We start from the raw sequence: 19,807 nt of genomic DNA, 5'->3' as shown, positions 1-19,807 counted from the left end.
GCCGCTTCCGCCGCCCGGGTGCACTCCCGACCCCGCCCGGTCAGCACGATCAGCCGCGCCCGCGCGTCCCCCGGGTGCGGCCGCCGCTCGGCATACCCCTTGCGCACGATCTCGTCCACCAGCTGGCTCGCCGCCTGCTTGGTCACCCCGAGGTGCGCGGCGAGGTCGGTGACGGTGGCGCCGTCGGGGACCAGCCGGGCGAAGGCGAACCCGTGCGCGGGCCGCAGATCGGCGAAACCGCGCGCCACGACGCCCTCGTGGATGCGCTGGGTGAGCTCACCCGCCACGGCGAGCAGGGCGGCGGACAGGGCCATGGCTTCGGAGTTCTGCACGGAGGCATTGAAACACCCTTGACCATTCGGTCAAGCAGCCTGACCATATAGTCAAGTAGCTTGACTAGTTTCCCGAAGGAGAGCACAGCCATGCCCGTCGTCCGCTCGTCCGACGCCGTGACCCACGAGATCCACGGCGCCCGCTTCGTCTCGTACGCCGGCCCGCGCACCGGCAGTGCGCACCTGTGCGCCTGGCGCGGGGAGATACCGGCCGGCACCCGGGCCCCCGCACACACCGTCAGCCACGAGGAGATCTTCCATCTGCTCGTCGGCGAACTGCTCGTCACGCTCGACGACACCACCGAACGGGTGCGCGCGGGCGACACGGTGATCGTGCGTGCCGGGTCCACCCTCGCCGTGGAGAACCCGACCGGCCACACGGCACTCTCCTGGGTCACCTCCTCCATCGGCCTCACCGCCCGGCTGGCCGACGGCAGCCGGATCGTGCCGCCGTGGGCCAACTGAGCGGTGACGGCGGGGGGTTCACACCGCCGTGGGCCGGCCGGCCCCTCCCGGGCGCGCGCTGCGGGCCAGGTGGATCACCGGGCCCGGGGTCACGGCGGCCGGGCGGACCGCGTCGGGACCGAAGCGGCGGCGGGCCCGGTCCGCGGCGGCCTCGGCGGCGCGGGCGCGGTGGTCGGTGGGGTCGAGGGAGAGCTGGCGGCAGGCGTCGGCGGCCGGGCGCAGGCCGTCGGCGCGCAGGGTGAACGCGCGGACCCTGGCCCGTTGCAGGCCCAGGGAGGTCAGCAGCCCCAGGGCCGCCGCGGCGAGGGCGGGCGAGTGGTCGGTGGCTTCCGGCAGGGTGCGCGTACGGGTGCTGGAACTGCGGTCGGCGTAGCGCACGGTGAGGGTGAGCCGGCCGGTCACCTGCCGTTCGCCGCGCAGGAGTTGGCCGACCCGGTCGGCGAGTCCGAGGACGGACCGGTGCTGCTGCGCCGCGTCGAGGCAGTCCCGGTCCAGGACGAGGTCGGCGGTCAGCTGCGCCGCCGGCTCCCGGGGCGTGACGGGGCGCGGGTCGTGGCCGCGGGCCCGCTCGGCCAGCAGCCGGGCCTGGCCGGTGCCGAGGAGGCGTTGCAGGGTCGCCGGGGGCAGGTCGGCGAGCTGGCCGATGCGGTGCAGGCCGTACCGGCCGAGCGTCGCCGCCGTGGTGCGGCCGATCCCGGGCAGCGCGGTGACCGGGCGCGGGCAGAGCCACTCGGCGGCCCGCTCGGCGGGCACCCAGGTGGTCTCCCCCGGCGCGGACGCGTCGGCCGCCATGGCCGCCAGCATCCGGTTGCCCGCGAGCCCGGCGCTGCTGTCGATGCCGTAGAGGGCCTTCAGCCGCATCATCGTCGTCTGGACCAGGTCGTAGGGGGACAGGTCGAAGTACCGGAGCGCCGAGGTCAGGTCCAGCTGGACGGCGTCGGGCGGCACGGCCTGCACATGGGGCGTGATACCAGACACCAGTTCGATTACATCGTCGTACTGTTCCTCGTTCAGTGCGGCGTGCAGATGAAGATGGGCGATGTGCCGCTGACGGATGCTCATCCCGCGCTCCCCGGACTGGTGTGACCGAACTTCTTCAGATCGGCCGACCGGCTGCCGGCGGGCAGCAGATCGGCGTACGGATGCAGCCGGGCGCCGGTGGTGCCGTTGGCCAGGGTGCGCCGCGGCTGGGCGGGCGTCGGGTGCGGGCGGCGCTCGCCGAGGAGGGCGAGCGCGGCCTCGGGACCGTGGTCCCGGCGGGCGGCGGCGATCCGGTCGAGGTCCCAGACCATGGTGCCGACGACGGTACGGCGGGTGCCGCGCACCTGGACCGTGCCCCGCACCAGCAGCAGCCCGCTGTGGAAGACGGTGTACGCGCAGGCCGGGTGGGAGTCCTCGAAGAACGCCAGGTCGACCAGGCCGGAGCCGTCCTCCAGGGTGACGAAGATGATCCGCCTGCCGCTGGCGATCGGCGGGGTCTGGGTCGAGGCCCGCACCCCCGCCACGAGCACCTGCTGCCCGGCCCGCAGCCCGGCCAGATGCGCCGCGTCGGTCGCGCCGATCTCCCGCAGCAGCCGGTGGTGGTGCTCCATCAGGTGCCGGGAGACGTCGATGCCGAGGCTGTTCAGCTCGACACCGAGCGCCTCGCGTCCGGTCATCTCCGGCAGCCCGCTCGGCTCCGCCCCGCCGACCGCGCCCGCGATCAGCGGGAGCTGGCCGGTGCCCGCGGACCAGTTGCGGGCGGCCCGGTGGAGCTCGGCGATCTGGAGCAGCAGATCACGGCGGGTGAGCCGGCCGTCGTGCAGACAGCCCAGCGCGCCGATCTCCGCGAGGCGTTCGGCGACCGGCCGGCTGGGCCGGGCCCGCTGCCAGAAGTCCGACAGCGAACCGTACGGCTGTCCCTCCTCGATCCGCGCGCACTCCTGCTCGCCGATGCCGTGCACGGCGGACAGCGCGAGCCGTACGCCCCACTGCCCCCCGTCGGTCTTCTCCACGGTGTGCCGCACCCGGGAGCGGTTGACGTCGACGGACAGCACCGGCACCCCGCGCCGGCGCGCGTCGGAGACCAGGACCCGCTTGGGCCACATCCCGGGGTCGTGTTCGAGCAGACCGGCCAGCAGGAACGCCGGATGGTGCGCCTTGAGCCAGGCGCTCTGCAGGGCGGGGACGGCGAAGGCGACGGCGTGCGCCCGGCAGAAGCCGTACGCCCCGAAGGCCTCGACGGTCCTCCACACCTCGTCCCGCACGGCCGCGTCGTAACCGCGCGCGCGGGCCCGCCGCTGGAACCACTCCCTGATCTCGGGCAGCCGTTCCTTCTCGCCCAGCGCCCGCCGGGTGACCTCCGCGAAGGCCCGGTCGCACCCGGTCAGCACCCGCAGCGTCTCGATGACCTGCTCGTGCCAGATGGTCACGCCGTAGGTGTCGGCGAGCACCGGCTCCAGGTCCGGGTGGGCGTACGCGGGCGCGCCGCCGTGACGGGCGGCGATGTACCGCTCGGGCATGCCGCCCGCGACCGGGCCGGGGCGGAAGAGGCTGATGTCGGCGATGACGTCCTGCTGGTTGCGCGGCTGCAACCGGGACAGCAGGTCCTGCTGGCCGGGTGACTCCAGCTGGAACAGACCGAGGGTCTGGCTCTCCTGGATCAGCTTGAACGCGAAGACGTCGTCCAGCGGCACCTGTGCGGGATCGTCCAGGTCGAGGCGGTCGCCGGTGTTCCGTTCGATCTCGGCGACGGCATGGGCCATCGCGGACTGCATCCGCACGCCCAGGACGTCGAGCTTGATGTTGCCGAGCGCCTCGATCTCCTCCTTCGCGGCCATGGCCATGGGGTAGTCGCCCTGCGGGGTGGGCTGCACCGGCAGCCGGTCCAGCAGGGTGGCGTCGCTGATGACCACGCCGCAGGGGTGCATGGCCATGCCGTGGACCAGCGAGTCGAGCCCCTCGGCCAGCTCCCACAGGGGCCCGAACCGGGGCGCCTCGGCCGCCAGTGCGCGCAGTTCGGGCAGTTCGGCGAGGGCGCCGGTGATGTCGGCGGCGCGCAGGTGCGGGAAGCTCTTGGCGATCCGGTCCACCTCCGCGGGCGCGATGCCGAGGGCGAGGCCGGTGTCCCGCAGGGCCCGGCGGGCGCGGTAGGTCTCGGGCATGGCGGTGACCGCCACCCGCTCCTTGCCGAACCGTTCGAAGATCGCGTCGTAGCACTCCAGGCGGCGCGCGGACTCCACGTCGATGTCGATGTCGGGCAGCGAGGCCCGGCGCACGCTGAGGAAGCGTTCGAACAGCAGGTGGTGGTCGAGCGGGTTGGCGGTGGCGATGCCCAGCGCGTGGCAGACCAGTGAACCGGCGCCCGAGCCGCGGGCCGCGACCCGGATGCCCTTGGCGCGGATGTCGGCGACGACCTGGCCGACGGCGAGGAAGTACGAGTCGTAGCGCAGCCGGGAGATCACGGCGAGTTCCTCGTCGAGGCGGGCGAGCGCCGCCGGGTCCCGGTCGAGGCCGCGCCGGGCCAGGCCCTCCTCGCTGCGCCGGCGCAGCAGCCGGGCGGCGCCGTCGGCCCCGGGGTCGGCGCCGAAGAGGGCGGGTTCCGGGAAGTGCGGGGTGCCCAGGCCCAGGTCGGGGCCGGGGTCGAGGGTGCACTCGGCGGCCGTGGCGGCGGTGTCCGCGAGCAGCCGGCGGGCCCGTCGTTCGTCGGCTCCGGCGCACTCGGCGACCATGCGGGCGAGGACCGTCATCTCCCGCTCGCCCTTGAGCCAGCGCTGCCCGCTGTCCAGGCGGCGCCGGTCGATGGGCCGCAGCAGCCGGGCGGCGTCCAGGACGTCGGCGAGGCGGTGCTGGCCGGGGTCGGCGTAGCGGACGGCGTTGGAGAGGACGGCGGTGGTGCCGGTGCGGTCGGCGAGCGCGAGGGTGCGGGCGGCGAGCCGCAGGGACCCCGGGCCGATGCCCGAACGTTTCTGCGCAACGACTTCCAGCCGGACCCCGCGCCCGAAGACCTCCCGCCAGGGCGTCAGCAGCCGTACCGCGACGTCCTGGCGGCCCGCCGCCAGCGCCCGCACCGGCTCCGAGAGCGGACCGAGCAGGACGGTGAGGCCGGGGCCGCCGTGCTCCCGCAGCGCGGCCCACGGCACCACGGGCGCCGTGCCGCCGAGGGCGCCGGCGTGGGCGGCCGAGGTGATACGGCACAGCCGCGCCCATCCCTCCCGGTCCCGGGCGAGCAGCACGACCCGCAGCGGCGGCTCGACCACGTGGGCACCACCGCGCGCCGGAGTGCGCCGGCGCTGGGCGGGCGGCGGCGGGGCGATCCCCTCCACGGCGAGATCGACCCCGAGAACCGGCCGCACCCCTTCCTTCGCACACGCCTGTACGAATCGAACAACGCCGGTGACCGTGTCCCGGTCGGTGAGCGCGAGCGCCGCCATCCCCCGCTCGGCCGCCCTGCGCACCAGCTGCTCCGGGTGCGCGGCGCCATAGCGGGCGGAGTAACCGGACGCGACATGCAGATGAGCGAAGCCCGCCATGCCGCACCTCCCTCACGCCCACCCCTTTTCAGCCAGTCCATCCGATACGTTCATCGTACGCTCGTTCGAATACTGTAACCCCATCGCTGCCGGTCAGCGACTGCGTTCGAACAAGTAGGCGATCGAACGCGGGGAGTGAGTGACTGGCCGGAACAGAGCGCCCCGGGCGTGCGGGCACAGAGACCGGAGAGAGCGCGATGCCCCGCCCCGGGAAGACCGGGACGGGGCATCGGGGGAACCGGGCGGCGGTCAGCCGATCTCGGTACCCGTGGCCGTCAGGGCCGCGGTGACCGGCTGGAAGAAGGTCTCGCCGCCGGAGGTGCAGTCGCCGCTGCCCCCGGAGGTCAGACCGATCGCGTCGCTGCCGGAGAACAGGGAGCCACCGCTGTCACCGGGCTCGGCGCAGACGTCGGTCTGGATCAGCCCGCCGACCGTGCCCTCCTGGTAGTTCACGGTGGCGTTCAGGCCGGTGACCGTGCCGTCGTGCACATGGGTGGTGGACCCGCTGCGCGTGACCTTCATGCCCACCGTGGCCTCGGCCGCTCCGGTGATCTTCCGGGTCGAGCCGTCGTACAGGTCGACCTCGCTCGGGTGGCCGGTGTCCGAGGTGTACTTGACCAGACCGTAGTCGGTGCCCGGGAAGTGGGACTCGGCGTTCTGCCCGATCTCGTTGCCGTCGGCGTCCGACCAGGTGGAGATGGACGCGGTGCAGTGCCCGGCGGTCAGGAAGTACGGCTGCCCGTCCTTGACCACGTTGAAGCCGAGCGAGCAGCGGCCACCGGAGCCGTTGATGGCGTCACCGCCGGCGATGAAGGGCTTGAACTCCGCCCGCGAGCGCTTCAGTTCCACCTTGCCGCCGAGCCCCTCGACCACCTTGCTCAGCTTGGCCCAGCGCGCGCCGGTGACCGACTTGTCGGCCGTGACGACGACCTTGTTCGACACCGGGTCGGTGGCCCAGGACGTGCCCGGGATGGTCGCGTCCTTCTTCAGCGTCGCGCGGGCGCCGTCGAGTTCGGCGAGCGAGTGGGCGACGATTCTGGCCTTGGCGCCCGAGGCCTCGACGGTCTTCGCGGCGGCCTTGTCGAGCACGTTCACGACGAGGCTCCTGGCCTTGGCGTCGTAGTAGCTGCCCGCGGCGCCGCCGCCGAGGTGCGAACTCAGCGTGGAGGCCAGGTTCGCGGCCGCCGGAGCGGACAGCGGCCGGGGCTGTGCCACGGACTCCGCGGGCTCGCTGGCGTTCGCATTCTGCAAGGTGACCCCTGCAACGGCCAGCGCGGCGATGCCCGCGCCGGTCATGGCGAGCCGCCGCCCGGGTATGCGTCGGTGCTTCAACTCACGTCCTCCTGTGGGGGGATGGCCGTCCGGGTTGTGGGGACCCGACGACCTGAAGGCTGGTTGACGGGCGCCCACTCTTCCGAACCCCACAGGGGACACACAAGACCGACTTCCGGACGCGCGTGGCAACGGCTTGCGTACACCTGTTCCCGGTTGACCTCTCGTCACCGCCCAGGGAATTTCGCGCCGCAAACACTACGAGCGAGTAACCCTCACCCCAACGTGACGGGAACGCATGGCTTGTTCCTTTCCCCTTCCTTCACGGCCCGGGCACGAAGAAGCCCCCGCACACGGGAATGTGTGCGGGGGCTCGTCACAACCGCGGCCGGGGCCGGGGCGTCAGGGAAGCGTGACGCCGTAGTAGCTCAGGGCCTCGGTGACCGGCTGGAAGAAGGTCGTGCCGCCGGAGGTGCAGTCGCCGCTGCCGCCGGAGGTCAGACCGTAGGCCGTGGAGCCGTTGTACAGCGGGCCGCCGCTGTCGCCGCCCTCGGCGCAGACCGTGGTCTGGATCAGGCCGGAGACGATGCCGTCGCTGCCGTAGTTGACGGTGGCGTTGAGCGCGGTGACCTTGCCGCTGTGCGTACCGGTGGTGGAGCCGCGCCGGTAGACGGTCTGGCCCACGCTCGGGGTGGCCGCGCTGGAGATGGTCTGGCTGCCGACCGCGCTCGGGTGCGCGACCGAGGAGTTGGTGTACTTGACCAGAGCGAAGTCATTGCCCGGGAAGCTGTAGCCCACGTTGGTGCCCAGCGTGGTGGTGTGCCCGGAGTTGCTGTACCAGGTGGAGGCGACCTGGCCGCAGTGTCCGGCGGTCAGGAAGTAGTACGTGCTGCCGCTGTGCACGTTGAAGCCGAGCGAACAGCGGTACTGGCCGCCGTAGATGGCGTCGCCGCCGCTGATCAGCGGCTTGAACGTGCCGGGCGTGTGCTTGATGGTGAGCGCGCTCGCGTCGGTGCCGGCCTGCTTCTTGATCTTGGCGATCTCGGCCTGGGAGACCGTGCTGTCGACGGTGACGACGACACGGTTGGTCGCGGGGTCGACGGCCCAGGCGGTACCGGGGACGTCCGCCTTCATCACCGAGTCGCTCGCCTGGGTGAGCTGCGCGGCGCTGAACGGGTGGGCCTCGCTCGCGTTCGCCGTGGGGGCGGCGAACGCGGCCGCGGCCAGGAAGCCCGCGGCCACGGCGACCAGCCGGGTCCGTCTCGCCGTACCGCCGCGGGGAGTGGTGCGCTTGATCCTCACTTCTCGTTCCCTCCAAGGGAAGTAGGGGGCCCGCGTGGGGTCGGGGCCCGTGAGGCGCAGCCAGGGGTGCCACCGGGTTGCGATGTGCATGTCCCTGACAACCGCTGAACGGGAGTATTCGGCCGACCGCCCGGTAGGCACAAGGGTGCCTTTCGGCCGTCGGACTTTAGACCTCCTTTGCCCAGCGGTCGCCCCGCCGTGGCATTGCGGTGTCAGCGCGGCCTCCGCTCCCCCGCCCGGACGGCCACGTCCAGCGTGTTGCCGGGCGGCGGGAAGGGGCACAGCGAGTGGTCGGTGAAGGCGCAGGGCGGGAGTTGGGCGCGGTTGAAGTCGACGGTCGTACGGCCCTCGCCGTCCGGCGCGTCCACGTACAGGAAGCGGAACCGGAAGCTGCTGTCTCCGCTGGTGGCGTCGGCGAAGACCGCCCACAGCGGCCCCTCGCCCTGCCGCGCCACCGTCAGCGTCCGCTCGACGCCGCCCAGGGTGAAGGAGAGTTCCCCGGCGAGGCCGAACCCACGCGTGCGGCCTTCCGCGTTGCCGACCCGTACGGTGCGCTGCGCGTCGTACGCCGTAAAGGTGCCCGGCACCGCCCAGCCGGGGTCGTACGCGGTGGCCTCGATGCCCCGGAAGGCCCTGCGGGCCTCGGCTCCGGGGTCGTAGACCCGCACTCCCCAGACTCCCTCGCGGACCAGCACCACCAGTCGCCTCTCGCCGAGCGAGACACGTGCGGCGGCCTCCGGGCCACCGTCGGCGACCAGCCGGATCTTCCCGTGGAAGGGCCGGCGGTCCACCCGCAGCCCATCGGCCTCGGTGGCCGTCAGTACAACTCCCCGACCATCCGCCACCCAGTTCCCCGGAATGTCCGGAAGTCGACCCTCCGGATGGTCTTCGAGCCAGTGGGTGGCGGTCAGCGCGAGCGGCCCGTAGGGGGCCGTGACCGACTCCTCCCGCTTCTGCCGCCACTGCCTCCAGGCGTCGGCCTCGCTCGTCATGCCTTTCCTTCCTTCCGTCCGCTCGGTCGGCGGGTGGTGGTCACTCCGTTCAGCCCGGATATCTCCGCGGTGTTCTCCCCCCGGGTCAGCCCCAGGTGCTCGCGCAGGGTGCCGCCCGGGTAGAAGGTGCGGAACAGACCGCGGTGCTGGAGCAGCGCCACCGTGCCGTTGACCAGGCGTTCCAGATCGCGGCGCGGCTCGACGGGGACCAGGTGGAAGCCATCGGCGGCCCCCTCGGTGTGCCAGGCGGCGACCAGGTCCGCGAGATCGACCGGCCCGCCCCGGTACAGCGGGCCCCGCGCGCTGGGCCGGGGCCCGCCCCCGCCGTGCCCGGGCTCGGCGGCCTGCTCCCCGCCGCCGAGGTCGACCCGCAGGCTCACCAGGACCCGCAGGGCGGCCGGATCGCGCCCCGACGCGGTCGCCTTCGACCGCAGTTCGTCGCCGACGGCGGCGGCCTGCGCCGGGGTCATGGCGGGCACCAGGGCCACGTCCGCGTACCGGGCGGCGGCCGTCCGGCCGTGCTTGGTGTCCGCGTCCATCACACGGACGGGACGACCGTGCGGGGAACGGGAGACCGGGGCGGTGACCCGGCGGGCGGGCGGTCGGGCCCCGGTCGCCGGCACCGCGATCCGCCAGCCGGCCCGGCCCCGGCCGATCCAGTCCGCCCCGGCCACGGCGACCGGCGCCGGCCAGGGCTCGGCGAGGGTGGGCACCAGCCCGATCCGCCGGGTCGCCGGCACCACCCGGCCCAGCAGGTCCAGCGCCTCGGTCCCGGGCCGCCCGGCCGGGTCTCCCAGGGTCACGAAGTCCAGCCGGCCGTGCTCGGCGAGCCGCGCCAGCTCCGCGTACGGCCCGGCACCGGGGCGGTCCGGCGGCTCGACGGCGGCGGCGAGATGCAGCATCCCCCGCCGGTACCGCCCGCTCGTCCGGCCGCCCCCGGCCGGTTCCGTCCTCACAGCACCTTCGCCAGGAACGCCCGGGTGCGCTCCTCGCGCGGTGCGGTCAGCACCGCGTCGGGCGGCCCCTGTTCGACGATCCGTCCGTCGGCCATGAACACCACCGTGTCGGCGACCTCCCGCGCGAACGCGATCTCGTGGGTGACGACGATCATCGTGATGCCCTGGGCGGCGAGATCGCGGATGACGTCCAGCACCTCACCGACCAGCTCGGGATCGAGTGCCGAGGTCGGCTCGTCGAAGAGCAGCAGCCGGGGTTCCAGCGCCAACGCCCGCGCGATGGCGACGCGTTGCTGCTGCCCGCCGGACAGCTGCGCGGGATACGCGCCGGCCTTGTCCGCCAGCCCCACCCGGGCGAGCAGCCGGTGCGCGTGTTCCACCGCCTGCGCGCGGGGCCGCTTCAGCGCGGACACCGGTGCCTCGACCACGTTGTCCAGGACGGTGAGATGGGGGAAGAGGCGGAAGTTCTGGAAGACGAAACCGATCTTGGTGCGCCGGCGCAGCACCTCGCGCTCGGGCAGCTCGTGGAGCCGGTCCCCGGAGCGCCGGTATCCGACCGGCGCGCCGTCCACCGTGATCTCTCCCCGGTCCGCCTTCTCCAGGTGGTTGATGGTGCGCAGCAGCGTGGACTTGCCGGAGCCGGAGGGTCCGAGCACGACGGTCACCTCGCCGGTGCGGACCTGGAGGTCGATGCCCTTGAGGACGTCGAGCGAGCCGAAGCTCTTGTGCACCGACCTGATGTCGACCATGACGGTCATGGGTCAATTCCTTCGGGTACGAGGGGGGTTCAGGCGGCGGCGCGGCCGGCCCGCGCGCGCAGGAAGGCCAGTGCCGTCCGGGCGGTGGCGTCGTTCTGCCGGAAGGCGGGTCCGCCGGTGCGCGGCCGGGTGAAGGCGCCGGGGGTGCGGGCGTCGGTGTAGGGCCCGAGCGCGAAGCGCCGGGGGTGCGGGCGCCCGGCGCCGTCGAGGACGCGGCCGTCGCGGGGGTCCACCCGGAGCAGTCCCTCGGGGGTCTCGGCGGCACCGTCGGCGTGCAGGGCGCGCAGCAGGGGGTCGCGGGCGCGGCCGACGGTGGGCGCGGGCAGCCGGGCCTCGACCAGCGCGCGGGCCGTGACGGAGTACCCCGGCACGGTGGGGCTGGCCGCCCGGAACGCCCCGTCCTCGGCGGTGACGGTCATGTCGGCGCCGACGAAGCGCAGCAGGCCCGCCCGGGAGAGCGCGAGCATCTGCCGCAGCCGGGGGCCGGGCGGGCCGGACGCCAGATAGCTGAAGAACCCGTGCCACCAGGGCCCGATGTCCCCGAGCCGCACCAGTTGCCCGTAGACGGACAGCAGCCCGAGGAAGACACCCAGGTCGGCGCTGTGCGCCGGGTCGTGACGGCGCTTCAGGTCCGCCTCGACATAGGCGCGCAGGCCGTCCTGGAAGTCCTCGGACGAGGCGTGCCGCACCCCGGCCAGCGGGTGGTCGAGCGCGGCGAGGTCGAGCCGGTCGGCCGGATCGGGCACGGCGGTGGCGACCAGCGCGTCCCGTTCGGCGGGGTCGCCGGCGGCCGTGTACCTCTTCTCGAAGTCGGCCCAGGCGGTGGCCGTGCGCTCCGGGTGGGCGGTGAACAGCCGGTGGTAGTGGGCGAAGCCCAGCTCCTTCTCCACCAGCGGCCACACATCGCGCCGGAAGTCGAAGCCGTCCGGCCGGGCCAGCAGGGCGTCGGTCTCGGCGGGGCCGAGGAAGCGGGGCAGCGGCGGCCGGTCGCCGGTCCAGTCGTAGCCGATCTTCGAGTGGTACGGCACCCCGCGCCGCGAGCCGACGTACAGCACCGGCTCGCGTCCCGAGGGGAGATAGGTGTCGCCGTCGTACCGGCCGCCGCGGCCCTCGGTGAGCAGCACCATGAGGTCGACGAAGGCCAGCCCGAAGCCCCGGACGAGCACCGGTTCGCCGGGCCCGAGCGCGGACAGGTCGCTGTCGGCGGTGAAGTCGGGCGGCAGGTGGGTCAGGCCGTGGGCGCGGGCGTGCGCGGCCAACCGGGCCTGTTCCGGGTCGAGTTCGGCGTCGAGGTGGCCGAGGGCGAGGATCACCAGATCGGCCGCGAGCGGGGCGGGTCTGCCCGCCAGCCACACCTGCTGGCGCCCGTCGCGGGGGCCGCCGACGCGCAGGGCGCGGGTGGGGTGGTGGTGGACGGTGATGTCCGGGGGCAGTGCGGCCCGGGCCCGCTCGTACACCCAGCGCAGATAGCGGCCCTGGATCCGGCGGTCGGCGAAGGTGCGTCCGTCCAGCGCGGCCCACTCGTGCAGGGTGGGGCCCTCGCGCACCGGGCCGTCCATGCGCACCGTGTCGTCGGTGAACATGGTGACGTCCTCGGCGTGCGAGTTCATCCACAGCAGCGGTGACTGCTCCTGCCGCCAGATGCGCCCGCCGCCCGGCGGGTGCGGGTCCACCAGGTGGATGTCGAGGCCCGAACCGGCGTACAGCTCGGGGGCGTTGGCGGCGATGCGTTCGAGGAGGCCGGTCCCCCGCGGGCCGGCGCCCACGATCACCAGCTGGGGCCTCATCGGGTCCGCTCCGTACCGCGGGCGTAGTGCTTCTCCACGTAGTGCTGGCCGATGCCGAGCAGGGTGGTGACGACGGCGTACCAGAGGGTGGCGACCATCAGCAGCGGGATGACCTGATAGGTGCGGTGGTAGATCAACTGGGCCGAGAACAGCAGGTCGTTGACGGCGATGACGCTGACGATCGAGGTGCCCTTGAGGGTGCCGATCAGCATGTTGCCGGCGGGCGGCACGATGGACCGCATCGCCTGGGGCAGCACGATCCGCCGGCCGCGGCGCCACCGGCTCAGGCCGAGCGCCTGGGCGGCCTCGATCTGGTCCCGGCCGACGGAGAGGATGCCGCCGCGGACGACCTCGGCGGCGTAGGCGGCCTCGTGCAGGGTGAGGCCGATGACGGCGACGGCGACCGGGCTGAGCAGGTTGACCGTCTTCACGCCGAGCACCTGCGGGTACAGCGCCCCGATGTTGAACCACAGCAGCAGCTGCACCAGCACCGGGATGGACCGGAACAGCCAGACGTAGCCCCAGCCGACCGCGCGCAGCACGGGGTTGGCGGACAGCCGGAAGACGGCGATCAGGGTGCCGAGGGCGAAGCCGAGGACCATCACCACGGCGGTCAGCCACAGCGTGAGCCACAGCCCGCGCAGCACCGAGCCGGTGGTGAAGTACGTGGCGACGACGTCCCACTGGAACGCCCGGTTGCGGACGACGGAGGTGACGGCGAGGGCGAGCAGGACGAGGACGACGGCGGCTGCGGTCCACTGGCCGTAGCGGCGCTGGGGCACGATCCGGGGGACGTCCGCGGGCCCGGGTATCTCCGGGGCGGCGGGCGCTTGGGCGAGGGTGTCGGATGACATGCGAAGGCTCCGTGACGCGATGGTCGAACGTCGGAACGGGTGGTGCCTTCACACGGGGCGCGCCGCCGGGCGGCGCGGATACGGCCGAGCCCCTCAGCAGGGCCGTGCACCGAGAGTACGCAAGCGGTCGCCCGCGCTGTCAAGGGTGTCCGTACTGTGAGCGGTACGTCTCAAGTCGGTTGACGCGGAACCGGATGCCTGTTCCACTTGCCCCATGCATCCACAGCAGTGGCTGGTCACCCGCTCCCACATCGACTTCGGTCGCGTGTGGTCCTCCTCCTGTTGAGCTGACCCCCTGCGTGTGCCCGTCTTCGGCGGGCGTTCTTCGCGCTCTCCCCCTTTTTTTCCTCTCGCATTCCTCCGCCCTCTCGCGGTACCGCGCCTTCACACGCGCCCCTCCCCTCCCCTCGCGCTCCCGCACACCCTTTTCCGCCTCAGGAGACCGCAGTCGATGCGTACGTCGATTTATCGATATGTCATGCCCTTCGCCGCCATCACCTCGGCCGCTCTGTTCCTCACCGCCTGCGGTGCCGGCTCCGGCGCCACGGGCGGGTCGGACGCCTCCGGGGTGGCCGCCGCGTCGGACGCGGTGCCGACCACGGACGTGGTGTCGGCCGAGCGGAAGGACCCGGCGGCGGCGAAGCTGCTGCCCGCCGGCACGAAGCGCCTCACCGTGGCGATCAGCGTCGGCGGCACCCCGCCCGGCACCACCTATCTGTCCGACGGCAAGACGCTGACCGGCCAGGACGTCGACTTCACCAAGGCGGTCGCCAAGGTGCTCGGCATCGATCTGACGGTGGACCAGGCGAGTTTCGAGGCGATCCTGCCCGCCCTGGACAGCGGCAAGTACGACGTCGGCGCGAGCAACTTCGGGGTCACCGACGAGCGCCGCAAGACCATCGACTTCGTCACCTACATCAACGACGGCCAGGGCTTCGCCACCCGCAAGGACAGCAAGCTGTCGAAGATCACCGACCTGCGGCAGCTGTGCGGGCTGAACGTGGCGACCGGCGCCGGGACGACGTTCGAGGCGACCCTGGAGGAGAACAAGCACCTGTGCACCGACGCGGGCAAGAAGCCGTACCAGGTGCAGACGTACGCCGAGCCGAGCGCGATCTGGTCCTCGGTGCAGCAGGGCCGCAGCGACATCGTGATGTCCACGATCAACGGCCTGCGCTACGCCGTCGCCCGGCAGCCCGGCCTGAAGTTCCTCAACGAGTTCCACCGCCTGGACGTCGGCTTCGCCTTCAAGAAGGGCACCAGGCTCGCGCCCGCCTTCCAGGCGGCGGTGAACCGGCTGATCGCCGACGGCACCTACGACAGGATCCTGAAGAAGTGGGGCACGACCGGCTCGGCGATCAGCCGGTCGCAGATCTCCCCGCCCGAGATCAAGGGCTGAGCGCGGTCAGCAGTCGCACCCGCAGTCGCCGTCACAGCAACTGCAGCAGTTGCCGCAGCACTCGCAGCAGTCGCAGCAGTCCTTGCAGTCGCCGCAGTCCACGTCGGAGCAGACGGAGCAGCAGCCCTCGCGCCGCTTGCGCGACCAGGGACTCTCGAACTCGTCGGCGCAGCACACCTTGCAGGTGCAGCACAGCCCGAGGGCGGCGGCGCAGCCGAGCCAGAAGCCCCGCTTGTCCGGGTCCTGCGGCGGCCCGCCGTAAGGGGTGCCCGGAGGAACGCCCTGGGGGTTCCCGTACGGGTTCTGCCCGGTGCCCGGGTTCCCCGGCGCGTACGGGCCCGGGGGCGGTCCGAACGCGCCCTCGGGGGCGGCGTGGCCGCAGGACGTCGTGCCGAACGCCCGGTCCACCGACCGACGCAGCTCGTGCACCAGCAGCAGGTGGGCCAGCTTCCCGTCGCTGAACTCGGCGTCGCGCAGGGCGAGTCGGATGCCGTGCACGGCGTCGTCGGCGAGCCGCCGGGCCTCGTCACGGGAGGTGCCGGTGGCGGTGAGCGGGTTCCAGGCGCCGGTGCGGGCGTCGGCCGCCTGGTCCTCCACCGCGTCCAGCAGATGGGCGAGCCGCCCGAACAGCCGCCCGGCCTCCGCGAGCGGCACCGCGTTGCCGGGCCGGCCGGCCAGGTGCGCGGTGTGGGCGAAGGCGGCGGCGGTGGCCGTCTCGGTGGGCTCGGTGACCGTCAGGATCGGGGTGCCGGGCCCGGCCAGGGTCTCGATGCCGAGCTGCCGGTCGACGGCGGCCACCAGGACGCCGGTGTCGAAGCCGACCGCCGCCCCGCTGTGCGCCCCGGCCCGGCCCCAGCTCGCGGCGACCTTGCGGGCGGCGGCGGCCACGGGCCTGCGGGCCAGCAGTCCGTCCCGGTCGGCGACATGGTCGCGGACCTTCGCCGCGGCCAGCACCAGGGAGACGGCGGCGGCGAGCCGCGCGCCCTCGCCCTGGGCGACGGACGCCGTCCGCATCCCGCGCAGGGCACAGGGCCCGGCCGTGCGCCGGCCGCCCTCGGCGCGGCCCAGCTGAGCCTCCGTCAACACCGAGATCAGCAGACCGTCGTAGTTGGTGACGATGCGCGCCAGCTGTCCGTGGTCGCCGCGCAGTGCGAGGCAGAGCCCGCACAGATGCGCCATCCACTCGTTCTTGAAGCGCTCCCCGAGCCGGTGCGCGCAGGGCCTGACTATTCCGAACACCGCGTTCCCCCCGAGTGTTGACCTGGCGATCGGCTCACCCGGACGCACCGCGTGTCACCCATCCGCCGCCGACCATCATATTTCACTCACAGTCAGCAGCCGTACGTGTCACAACCCTTGGGGGACAAGGCGTCTCGACGGATCGGCTGTGCACCAGTACCGTCACAAACCCCCCGCGCGGCGACTATCCACTTGGCGCGCTGTCAGCATCATGGATGACCATAGGGGAAGGTGCGGAAGCACGAGAGACCGCTGTGAGAGGAGGCGTCCATGGGATCGGTACGCAAGGCGAGTGCGTGGCTCGGCCTCGTCGACGACAACGATGACGAGCGCTACTACGACGACGACTACTCCGAGGGCACCGCGTCCAGGGACGCCTGGGTGACCGACCCTCGGGTGCAGGTGGCCACGGACACGGCCCAGGAGAAGGGGCGCCGGATCGCCACGGTCACCCCGGACAGCTTCCGGGACGCCCGTGCCATCGGCGAGCTGTTCCGGGAGGGGGTCCCGGTCATCGTGAACCTGACCGGCATGGAGCCCGGCGACGCCAAGCGGGTCGTGGACTTCGCGGCGGGGCTGATCTTCGGCCTGCGCGGCTCCATCGACCGGGTCTCCAACCGGGTGTTCCTGCTGACTCCGGCCGACACGGAGATCATCAGCGGTGACGCGTCCGCGCACCGCTCGGACGGCTTCTTCAACCAGAGCTGAGGCGGGGCCGCTCACCGGCCCCGCCCCGCCCGGCGGCTCACCGGAACGCGTCGATCCCGGTGAGCGCCTTGCCCAGCACCAGCTGGTGCATCTCGACGGTGCCCTCGTAGGTGAGCACCGACTCGAGGTTGGTCGCGTGCCGCATCACCGGGTATTCGAGCGAGATCCCGTTGGCACCGAGGATCGTGCGCGCCGTACGGCAGATCTCGATGGCCTCGCGGACGTTGTTGAGCTTGCCGAAGCTGACCTGCTCGGGCCGCAGGCGGCCGGCGTCCATCCGCCGCCCCAGATGGTGGGCGAGCAGGATTCCCTTGTGCAGTTCCACCGCCATGTCGGCGAGCTTGGCCTGGGTCAGCTGGAAGCCGCCGATGGGCCGCCCGAACTGCTCACGGGTCTTCGCGTACTCCACGGCCGCCTCGAAGCTGCTGCGCGCGGCGCCCATCGCGCCCCAGACGATGCCGTAGCGGGCGTGCGACAGACAGCTCAGCGGGCCGCGCAGCCCGACCACCTCCGGCAGCACCGCGGAGGCGGGCAACCGCACGTCGTCCAGGACGAGTTCGCTGGTGACGGAGGCGCGCAGGGACCACTTGTGCTTGATCTCGGGCGCCGAGAAGCCGGGCGTGCCGGCCGGTACGACGAAGCCCCGGATGCCCTCCTCGGTCGCCGCCCAGACGACGGCCACCCCGGCGACCGAGCCGTTGGTGATCCACATCTTGCGGCCGTTGAGCACCCAGTCGGAGCCGTCGCGCTTGGCGTGGGTGCGCATGGAGGCGGGGTCGGAGCCGTGGTCCGGCTCGGTCAGGCCGAAGCAGCCGATCACCTCGCCGGCGGCCATCCGCGGCAGCCATTCGCGCTTGTGCTCCTCGCTGCCGAAGCGGTGGATCGCGTACATGGCGAGGGAGCCCTGCACGGAGACCAGCGAGCGGATGCCCGAGTCGGCCGCCTCCAGCTCCAGGCAGGCGAGGCCGTACTGCACGGCCGTGGCGCCCGCGCAGCCGTAGCCGGTCAGGGACATGCCGAGCGCGCCGAGGCCGCCGAGTTCCCGGGCGAGTTCACGGATCTGCGGCAGCTCGCCCTTCTCGTACCAGTCGGCGACGTACGGCAGCACGCGGTCGGCCGCCCAGCCGCGGACGGTGTCCCGGATCGCCAGGTCCTCCGGGTCCAGCAGATCGTCGATCCCGAGCGGATCGGCGGCATCGAACGGGGGCAGCTTCGCGGACGCGGACATGGAACACCCTCCGGGACGGTCAGGCACACTGCGGCACTCTGCGACACCTGAAAACTAGCAGCGCTAGTTACGGTGGCGCAGCCGACGTTACGGCGCAGTGTCCCGTACGTCCAGAGGGGTCAGGCGGAGACCCGCGGCTTCTCCGAGGCGCGCGGGGCGGGCAGCTCCAGCCCGGCGTCGTCCGGTACCGGTTCCGGCTCCGCGCCGCACTGCATGACCGGCGGCAGCCGCAGCGCCATCACCGCGCCGAGCAGCAGCAGCCCCGCGCTCACCAGCAGGGTCACGTGCAGCCCGTGCACGAAGGAGTCCCGGGCCGCCCGGCGCAGCGCCGCCCCGGCCGGGCCGCCGAGCCGGCGGGCGACGTCGTAGGCCTCGCCGAGCGAGTGACCGGCGGCGCCCGCGTCCGCGGCGGAGACACCGGGCACCAGCCGCAGCCGGGGGGTGTACGCCGCGTTCATCACGCTGCCGAGGAGCGCGATGCCGAGGCCGGCGCCCAGCTGGTAGGAGGTCTCGCCGATCGCCGCGGCGCCGCCGGCCCGGTCCGCCGGAGCCTCGCTGAGCATCGACTCGTAGGCGCCGAACAGCGTGGTCTCCAGGCCGAGGCCGAGCAGCACGAAGCCGGTCAGCAGCAGCGCCGGGTCGTCGGCGCCGCCCATCGCGGTCAGGGTCAGCACCGCGGCCGCCGTCACACAGAAGCCGGTGCACACCATCCGGCGCGGCCCGAACCGGCGCAGCACCCGCGCGCCCAGCAGACCCGCCGCCATCGCCGCCACGGTCAGCGGCAGCAGCCGCAGGCCGGTGGCGAGCGGCGACAGGCCGAGCACCAGTTGCAGGTACTGCGCGGCGATCAGCTCCAGGCCGACGAGCGCGAGCATGGCGAGCACGATGCAGCCCACCGAGGTGCTGAAGGCCGGCCGGCGGAACAGGCGCAGGTCCACCAGCGGGTGCGGCAGCCGCCGCTGGCGCCGTACGAAGAGGACGAGGAGGGCCGCGCCGGCCGGCAGCGGCAGCAGGGTCAGGGGGCTCGCCGGGGCGTGGCCGCCGCCGAGCTGCTTGACGCCGAGGACGACGCCGAACAGGCCGGCCGCCGCCGTCAGCGCGCCGGTCACGTCCCAGGGGCCGTCCGCCCCGCCCCGGGACTCGGGCAGCAGGAGCCGTCCGACCGGGAGGCTGATCAGCATCAGCGGGATGTTGATCAGGAAGACCGAGCCCCACCAGAAGTGCTCCAGCAGGAAGCCGCCGAGCAGCGGACCGACCGCCGCGCCGACGGCGGCCACCGCGCTCCACACGCCGATCGCGATGGCGCGCTCGCGCCGGTCGGGGAAGACCTGGCGGAGGATCGACAGGGTCGCGGGCATGATCATGGCGCCGCCGACGCCGAGCAGGGCGCGGGCGAGGATCAGCACCTCGGCCGTGTGCGCCGACGCGGCGACGGCGGAGGCGACGCCGAAGAGGCCGTAGCCGAGCAGCAGGACGCGTCTGCGCCCCACGCGGTCGCCGAGGGTGCCGAAGAGGATCAGCAGCGAGGCGCAGACCAGCGGGTAGACGTCGACGATCCAGAGCAGTTCCGTGGCGCCGGGCCGCAGGTCCTCGGTGACCGCGGGCACCGCCACGTGCAGCACGGTCGCGTCGAGGGCGACGAGCAGCAGGCTGACGCAGAGGACGACGAGGACGATCCAGCGGTTGGCACCGGGCCCGGCCGTCCGGCGGCGCGGCCGTGGGGCAGCCGTGGGCGTCCCGGACATGTACGTACCTCCCAGATGTTCCCTCGCGTGGAGCGGAGCGACGGGCACCGCCTGTCGTACGGCCGGGAAGGAGTGGCGTCCCCGGCCCGCGCTGTCCACGGGGATGGCTCGTCAGCCTACGCGAGTCCGGCGCGCCCGCACGTGGCGGACCTCTCACCCCCCGGAGGCTACCGCTGTGGCGTGCCCCACGTCGTACCGCCGTGACCGCGCCCCGGCGGCCGGTCCGGTCCCCCGTCCGGTCGATAATCGAGCCCGTGAC

General features: G+C 73.2%; 16 protein-coding genes. 3 read left to right on the top strand and 13 right to left on the bottom strand.

Annotated elements, in window-relative coordinates; all coding sequences use genetic code 11:
• Nucleotides 1-332: MarR family winged helix-turn-helix transcriptional regulator (locus tag FRZ03_RS13550; protein WP_146465398.1), on the bottom strand; the 332-nt coding region annotated here is incomplete at its 3' end.
• Between the two features lie 90 nt (nt 333-422).
• On the opposite strand from FRZ03_RS13550, the gene FRZ03_RS13545 reads away from it, so the two are divergent.
• Entirely contained in the window at nt 423-797 is a 375-nt protein-coding gene (locus FRZ03_RS13545; protein WP_146465397.1) for a cupin domain-containing protein, read from the top strand.
• Between the two features lie 18 nt (nt 798-815).
• Here the strand turns inward: FRZ03_RS13545 and FRZ03_RS13540 are convergent, their stop codons facing one another.
• From FRZ03_RS13540 to FRZ03_RS13500, 9 genes are all read right to left on the bottom strand, one after another.
• On the bottom strand, nt 816-1,859 hold the full coding sequence (locus FRZ03_RS13540) for a DNA polymerase Y family protein (protein WP_146465396.1): 1,044 nt from the start codon (nt 1,857-1,859) through the stop codon (nt 816-818).
• Nucleotides 1,856-5,308: a DNA polymerase III subunit alpha gene (locus FRZ03_RS13535; RefSeq protein WP_146465395.1), complete on the bottom strand. Its 3,453-nt coding sequence runs from the start codon at nt 5,306-5,308 to the stop codon at nt 1,856-1,858. The genes FRZ03_RS13540 and FRZ03_RS13535 overlap by 4 nt, the downstream gene beginning before the upstream one ends.
• Nucleotides 5,309-5,557: 249 nt before the next feature.
• Nucleotides 5,558-6,640 (bottom strand): S1 family peptidase, encoded by a 1,083-nt coding sequence (locus FRZ03_RS13530; protein WP_146465394.1) that lies wholly within the window; start codon nt 6,638-6,640, stop codon nt 5,558-5,560.
• A gap of 342 nt (nt 6,641-6,982) precedes the next feature.
• The gene (locus FRZ03_RS13525) at nt 6,983-7,882 is read right to left on the bottom strand and encodes a S1 family peptidase (protein ID WP_146465393.1); all 900 of its coding nucleotides are present in this window, start codon (nt 7,880-7,882) and stop codon (nt 6,983-6,985) included.
• A 212-nt stretch (nt 7,883-8,094) separates the two neighbouring features.
• On the bottom strand, nt 8,095-8,874 hold the full coding sequence (locus FRZ03_RS13520) for a DUF1684 domain-containing protein (protein ID WP_146465392.1): 780 nt from the start codon (nt 8,872-8,874) through the stop codon (nt 8,095-8,097).
• Nucleotides 8,871-9,776, bottom strand: a complete 906-nt coding sequence (locus FRZ03_RS13515) for an LLM class oxidoreductase (protein ID WP_146465391.1) — start codon at nt 9,774-9,776, stop codon at nt 8,871-8,873. Before FRZ03_RS13515 ends, FRZ03_RS13520 begins: the two co-directional genes overlap by 4 nt.
• Before the next feature lie 50 nt (nt 9,777-9,826).
• Complete coding sequence (locus FRZ03_RS13510) at nt 9,827-10,588, bottom strand: amino acid ABC transporter ATP-binding protein (protein ID WP_146465390.1); 762 nt, start codon at nt 10,586-10,588, stop codon at nt 9,827-9,829.
• A gap of 29 nt (nt 10,589-10,617) precedes the next feature.
• Nucleotides 10,618-12,375: an FAD/NAD(P)-binding protein gene (locus FRZ03_RS13505; protein ID WP_146465389.1), complete on the bottom strand. Its 1,758-nt coding sequence runs from the start codon at nt 12,373-12,375 to the stop codon at nt 10,618-10,620.
• Nucleotides 12,372-13,229, bottom strand: a complete 858-nt coding sequence (locus FRZ03_RS13500) for an amino acid ABC transporter permease (protein ID WP_146465388.1) — start codon at nt 13,227-13,229, stop codon at nt 12,372-12,374. The genes FRZ03_RS13505 and FRZ03_RS13500 overlap by 4 nt, the downstream gene beginning before the upstream one ends.
• Nucleotides 13,230-13,707: 478 nt before the next feature.
• On the opposite strand from FRZ03_RS13500, the gene FRZ03_RS13495 reads away from it, so the two are divergent.
• Nucleotides 13,708-14,628: an ABC transporter substrate-binding protein gene (locus FRZ03_RS13495; protein WP_146465387.1), complete on the top strand. Its 921-nt coding sequence runs from the start codon at nt 13,708-13,710 to the stop codon at nt 14,626-14,628.
• 6 nt (nt 14,629-14,634) lie between these two features.
• Here the strand turns inward: FRZ03_RS13495 and FRZ03_RS13490 are convergent, their stop codons facing one another.
• Nucleotides 14,635-15,867, bottom strand: coding sequence for a DUF5685 family protein (locus FRZ03_RS13490; RefSeq protein WP_146465386.1), 1,233 nt, complete (start codon nt 15,865-15,867; stop codon nt 14,635-14,637).
• A gap of 270 nt (nt 15,868-16,137) precedes the next feature.
• Here FRZ03_RS13490 and FRZ03_RS13485 point away from each other — a divergent pair, with 270 nt between their 5' ends.
• On the top strand, nt 16,138-16,575 hold the full coding sequence (locus FRZ03_RS13485; protein WP_070027982.1) for a cell division protein SepF: 438 nt from the start codon (nt 16,138-16,140) through the stop codon (nt 16,573-16,575).
• A gap of 37 nt (nt 16,576-16,612) precedes the next feature.
• Here the strand turns inward: FRZ03_RS13485 and FRZ03_RS13480 are convergent, their stop codons facing one another.
• Both FRZ03_RS13480 and FRZ03_RS13475 read right to left on the bottom strand, forming a co-directional pair.
• A complete protein-coding gene (locus FRZ03_RS13480) occupies nt 16,613-17,803 on the bottom strand; it encodes an acyl-CoA dehydrogenase family protein (RefSeq protein ID WP_146465385.1) in 1,191 nt (396 codons plus the stop codon).
• A gap of 119 nt (nt 17,804-17,922) precedes the next feature.
• Nucleotides 17,923-19,548: an MFS transporter gene (locus FRZ03_RS13475; RefSeq protein ID WP_146465384.1), complete on the bottom strand. Its 1,626-nt coding sequence runs from the start codon at nt 19,546-19,548 to the stop codon at nt 17,923-17,925.
• Nucleotides 19,549-19,807 lie beyond the last annotated feature (259 nt).

This window comes from Streptomyces misionensis, from assembly GCF_007896895.1.
In the GTDB taxonomy this organism is placed as follows: domain Bacteria; phylum Actinomycetota; class Actinomycetes; order Streptomycetales; family Streptomycetaceae; genus Streptomyces; species Streptomyces misionensis_A.
This window is presented reverse-complemented; position numbering and strand designations above follow the sequence as displayed.

Bases quoted from the DNA above. Each gene is read 5' to 3' on its own strand.
- FRZ03_RS13545 (WP_146465397.1), top strand. From the start codon at position 423: ATGCCCGTCGTCCGCTCGTCCGACGCCGTGACCCACGAGATCCACGGC.
- FRZ03_RS13540 (WP_146465396.1), bottom strand. From the start codon at position 1,859: ATGAGCATCCGTCAGCGGCACATCGCCCATCTTCATCTGCACGCCGCA.
- FRZ03_RS13535 (WP_146465395.1), bottom strand. From the start codon at position 5,308: ATGGCGGGCTTCGCTCATCTGCATGTCGCGTCCGGTTACTCCGCCCGC.
- FRZ03_RS13520 (WP_146465392.1), bottom strand. From the start codon at position 8,874: ATGACGAGCGAGGCCGACGCCTGGAGGCAGTGGCGGCAGAAGCGGGAG.
- FRZ03_RS13515 (WP_146465391.1), bottom strand. From the start codon at position 9,776: ATGCTGCATCTCGCCGCCGCCGTCGAGCCGCCGGACCGCCCCGGTGCC.
- FRZ03_RS13510 (WP_146465390.1), bottom strand. From the start codon at position 10,588: ATGACCGTCATGGTCGACATCAGGTCGGTGCACAAGAGCTTCGGCTCG.
- FRZ03_RS13505 (WP_146465389.1), bottom strand. From the start codon at position 12,375: ATGAGGCCCCAGCTGGTGATCGTGGGCGCCGGCCCGCGGGGGACCGGC.
- FRZ03_RS13500 (WP_146465388.1), bottom strand. From the start codon at position 13,229: ATGTCATCCGACACCCTCGCCCAAGCGCCCGCCGCCCCGGAGATACCC.
- FRZ03_RS13495 (WP_146465387.1), top strand. From the start codon at position 13,708: ATGCCCTTCGCCGCCATCACCTCGGCCGCTCTGTTCCTCACCGCCTGC.
- FRZ03_RS13485 (WP_070027982.1), top strand. From the start codon at position 16,138: ATGGGATCGGTACGCAAGGCGAGTGCGTGGCTCGGCCTCGTCGACGAC.
- FRZ03_RS13480 (WP_146465385.1), bottom strand. From the start codon at position 17,803: ATGTCCGCGTCCGCGAAGCTGCCCCCGTTCGATGCCGCCGATCCGCTC.
- FRZ03_RS13475 (WP_146465384.1), bottom strand. From the start codon at position 19,548: ATGTCCGGGACGCCCACGGCTGCCCCACGGCCGCGCCGCCGGACGGCC.